The sequence below is a fragment of the Caldimonas hydrothermalis genome (assembly GCF_056746695.1).
This window is the reverse complement of sequence record NZ_JBWQXA010000027.1, coordinates 1-3,846: the sequence shown is the minus strand read 5'-3', so window position 1 is coordinate 3,846 and position 3,846 is coordinate 1. Positions and strand designations below refer to the sequence as shown.

Genomic DNA, 3,846 nt, shown 5'->3' with positions numbered 1-3,846 from the left:
TCTCGAACTCGCGGGCCACCGTCGAGTTCTTGCGGGTCTCGGCCTGCTCGGCAGCGTTCCAGAGTGCCGCCCGGTCGGCGGCCCACTCTGGCGCACCGGCAGGCAAGACAAGCTCGGCGGATTCGACTCCACCCTTGCGGGTGTAGTCGTGAATCTCGCCGGTGCGCTCGTCGGTGATTTTCACCCCGGCACGATAGGCCGCTGCCGCTGTCGCACTGCGACCGGCAGACCGGCTTATCGTCTTGACGGATAGGTGGTAGATCGCCACCGGCGTTTCCTCGGGGTGTCGGGGCGCAGCCCTGACCGCACGCAAACGGAGTTTGCATAAGTGCGCCCTTGCTGTTCGCTGCGGGTGGGTGTTGCGGCGTATTCTACGCCTGCGCACCCCCAGCACGGCGGGCTAAAATGCGGCCATCTCACACGCCAAAGGGGGACGCATGGCAAGCATCGACGAACGAATAGCGGCGCTGGAGGCCAAGCTCAAACAGGAGAAGGCACGCAAGGCGAAAATACTCGCCCGCCAACGTGCCGCACAAGCGAAGCTGACACGCCAGCAGGACACGCGCCGGAAAATCCTGGTCGGCGCTGCCATCCTCGCCAAAGTCGAGCGCGGGGAATGGCCGAAAGACAAGCTCCTGGCAATGATGGATGCCACGCTGACGCGGGCCGATGATCGCGCCCTGTTCGGCCTGCCCGCCCCGACCACTGATCCGGCGTTGGACGGCAGCGAACCCGTAGAACCGCCCGCGCTCACCAAGAGGCCGTAATGCTGGGCTGGTGGATCGTCGTTTCCGAGGGCCAGCCGGACGGCGTGATGATCGACAAGGCCAACACCCTGGCAAGCTGGGAAGCCGGTCTGTCTGGCCTGCGCTGGCTCAATGACCTGGTGGCCGCTGGCAAGGCGCGGAAGCTGCGCAGCGACGGCTACCCGAACCGCTACGAAGCCCGCGCCGCTGACGTGTGGCCGCTGCTCGATGAAGTCACGGGCCGTATCGACTCCTCGCACATCCAGATCGACCGGCAGCGCCTCGCCGCCTGCCCGCCTGACCTGGTGCTGACCATCGACGCCTGGGACCAGTCCTAGGCCATCTGCCACGCCCGCCCTGTGGGGCGCTGCCCCACGCCCCGCCCTCGCCGCCGGGAGGCTCGGGGGGCAGTCCTGGCGGGCTGCGCCCTTTGTCCTGCCCCCTCTCGCACAGGCTATCGGCCCTCCAGGGCCGCTCTAGAGGCCCTACAGCGCGTTTTCGCACGCGACCCCTACCCTACCCCTACCCAACCCCTAAAAACGGCTCCTAGCGCGTTCTAGGGGCTTTGCCGCCCCTTCTTCCTGCTGACCGCGCCGAAGGCGCCGGGTGGGGGGAGCCGCCGAAGGCGGGGGGAGGGCGCAGCCCTCCCACAGGGGGGGCGACTTCGCGAGCACCGCAGGCCGAAGGCCGAGGAGCGCAGGACGGGGGGGCGGCACGCCCCCGCGAAGTCTCGGGCGGTGGAGTGGCGACGCTGCCGGTCTTTGGCTCGGGCGCTCCCCGGTTTTTTTCTTGTTTTTTCTTGTTTTTTTCGCGCGCGCGCGCGAGGGCGGCCCGGAAAGCCTTGTTCTTCAAGGGTTTGCGGGGGTTTTGACGTTCCTCTGAACTGTCCCTTTTCCAACCGGAAGTGTCCCTTTTTTCCGGTCTATGTCCCTTTTTTCCGGTGCTATCCACAATTAACCCCAAAAATTTTGCGGGACATTTAACGAAATGTCCCGTATAATTGATGCGGGACATTAACCGGAAGCGTGGGACATATGAACGATCAGGTACAAGTGTCGATATGGCTGGAACCCGCACAGGCTCTGGCTTTGGCTCAATTCGTCAAGCGTGTTCGCTGGACTGAAGTCCGGCAAAACGCCGTCGGCGACGAGGAAGCCGACTTGATGATGGACGCCATGAGAGAAGTGGCGAAAGCACTCGCGGAGGCTGGCTATGCGCCGCGCTGACGAACTGCTGCCCGAAGTGCCCGCGCCCAAGCGGCGCGGACGCCCGCCGAAGGCCGCAGCGCAGGCGCTGGCCAACTACGACGCCGGCGACCTGGAACGGCCAGCCGGTGAGCGGTGGGTAACGATGAGCAATGCGCTCACTCGTGCAGGCCACGGCCTGACGCTGGCCGAGAAGCGCATCGTGGCCGCTGCGGTGTCCAAGCTGGACAGCCGCCGCGCACTGCCACCCGGCGAGGTGCCGCGCACCCGTATCACGGCAATGGAGTACGCCGAGACTTTTTCGGTCGATCTCGACACGGCCTATGACCAGTTGCAGGCAGCGGCCAAGGCCCTTTACAAGCGGTCGATCACGTTCTTTGAGCCTGCCCACAAGCGCAACGGCAAGCCGCTGCCGCCAACGATGGTGCAAATGCGCTGGGTCGGCTCGGTGAAGTACCAAAAGGGCGAGGGATGGGTGGAACTGGCGTGGTGGCCGGATCTGTTGCGCCACCTCACCGGGCTGCAACGGCAGTTCACGTACTACCAGCTACAGCAGGCATCGGCGCTGCGCTCGGCCTACTCGTGGAAGCTGCTGGAGCTGCTGACGCGCTTCCAGTCCACCGGCAAAGCGGAATACACCATCGAGGACTTTTGCGCCTCGATGGAGGCCACAGAGAAGCAGGCGGCCAACTTCGCCAAAGTACGAACCAAGATCATCGAGCCAGCGGTCAAGGAACTGACCGAGAAAGACGGCTGGCTCATCCAGTGGGAACCCATCAAGGCAGGCCGCAAGGTGAAGGCCATCCGCTTCACCTTCATGCGTGACCCGCAAGGGCGGCTGCCCCTGGGGGGCTGAGCCGCTGCTCGGCCAGCTTCACCGGGTGAGGCCGCGGCCGCGCCCGGGCGGCTGGATCGGCGTTGCCTTGGCCTTGCCGTCGGTGTAGCCGATGGCAAGGTGTTGGCCGATCTTCGGTCGCTGACCTGGCGGCAGGTGGCCGAACCGCGCTTTCTCGTGGATCGCGGCCACGGTCGGGGACACGCGCTGCACGTAGTGATGGGCTGTTTCGCCCACAATCTGCCCCCGCGCGGTCGCACCTTCGCCGACGGCATACAGGCGCACCCCTTGGCCGATGGCCTGGCGGGCGAGCTGCTCGGCCTCCTGCCGGGACTGCTCGGCAGTCTTGGGCGCTGCCGCCCGCTCGGCGAGCTGGCGGTCGCGCTCCCGCTTGGCCGCTTCCAGGTCGCCCGACAGGTCGAGGATGCCCCGGTCGATCTGGCGGCCTTGCCGCTCCAACTCGCCCGCCTCGCGGGCCCGCGTCAGCCGGTCGGCTATCTCGGCCTCGAAGTCCAGCCGCTTGCGGCTCGGCTCGCCGGTGCGGCGCTCGTAGCCGGTGGCCGCTGGCCCAAGGTGCCGGGTCGGCTCCGCGTCTAGGCCGCGCTCGGCGTGGCTGCGGTGGTCAACCTGCACCGAGTGCCCCGCTTCGCGTAGGCGCTCGTTCTGCAACTGGGCGAACCGCTCCCGCCACTGCGTGACGATCTGCGGGCCGGTTTTCTGGTCGTCTAGCTCGCGGGTTTTCTCGCCGAAACCCTCCGGCCCTAGGCGGCGGGTGGTCAGCAGGATGTGGGCGTGGTGGTTGCGGTCGTCGCCGTCCTTGCCGGGGGCATGGATGCACACGTCAGCCGCGCATCCGTGCCGCTCCACCAGTTCGCGGGCGAAGTCACGCGCCAACCGCGCCCGCTCTGCGGGGGAAAGTTCCTCCGGCAAGGCAATCTCGAACTCGCGGGCCACCGTCGAGTTCTTGCGGGTCTCGGCCTGCTCGGCAGCGTTCCAGAGTGCCGCCCGGTCGGCGGCCCACTCTGGCGCACCGGCAGGCAAGACAAGCTCGGCGGATTCG

General features: G+C 66.8%; 6 protein-coding genes. 4 read left to right on the top strand and 2 right to left on the bottom strand.

The window, feature by feature from the left end; translation table 11 throughout:
* On the bottom strand, positions 1–268 hold a 268-nt coding region (locus AC1ECW_RS16185), incomplete at its 3' end, for a MobA/MobL family protein (RefSeq protein ID WP_481202291.1).
* A 169-nt stretch (positions 269–437) separates the two neighbouring features.
* On the opposite strand from AC1ECW_RS16185, the gene AC1ECW_RS16180 reads away from it, so the two are divergent.
* The 4 genes from AC1ECW_RS16180 to AC1ECW_RS16165 all read left to right on the top strand — a co-directional run bounded on the left by AC1ECW_RS16180 (position 438) and on the right by AC1ECW_RS16165 (position 2,807).
* Positions 438–767 carry a mobilization protein gene (locus AC1ECW_RS16180; protein ID WP_144329456.1) on the top strand — a complete coding sequence of 110 codons (330 nt, stop codon included), beginning with the start codon at positions 438–440 and terminating at the stop codon, positions 765–767.
* Positions 767–1,084 carry a hypothetical protein gene (locus AC1ECW_RS16175; RefSeq protein WP_144329455.1) on the top strand — a complete coding sequence of 106 codons (318 nt, stop codon included), beginning with the start codon at positions 767–769 and terminating at the stop codon, positions 1,082–1,084. The genes AC1ECW_RS16180 and AC1ECW_RS16175 overlap by 1 nt, the downstream gene beginning before the upstream one ends.
* Positions 1,085–1,780: 696 nt before the next feature.
* Positions 1,781–1,972 (top strand): DUF7706 family protein, encoded by a 192-nt coding sequence (locus tag AC1ECW_RS16170; protein WP_481202290.1) that lies wholly within the window; start codon positions 1,781–1,783, stop codon positions 1,970–1,972.
* On the top strand, positions 1,959–2,807 hold the full coding sequence (locus tag AC1ECW_RS16165; RefSeq protein ID WP_481202289.1) for a replication initiation protein: 849 nt from the start codon (positions 1,959–1,961) through the stop codon (positions 2,805–2,807). The genes AC1ECW_RS16170 and AC1ECW_RS16165 overlap by 14 nt, the downstream gene beginning before the upstream one ends.
* Positions 2,808–2,825: 18 nt before the next feature.
* On the opposite strand, the gene AC1ECW_RS16160 is transcribed toward AC1ECW_RS16165, so the two are convergent.
* On the bottom strand, positions 2,826–3,846 hold a 1,021-nt coding region (locus AC1ECW_RS16160), incomplete at its 5' end, for a MobA/MobL family protein (protein ID WP_481202288.1).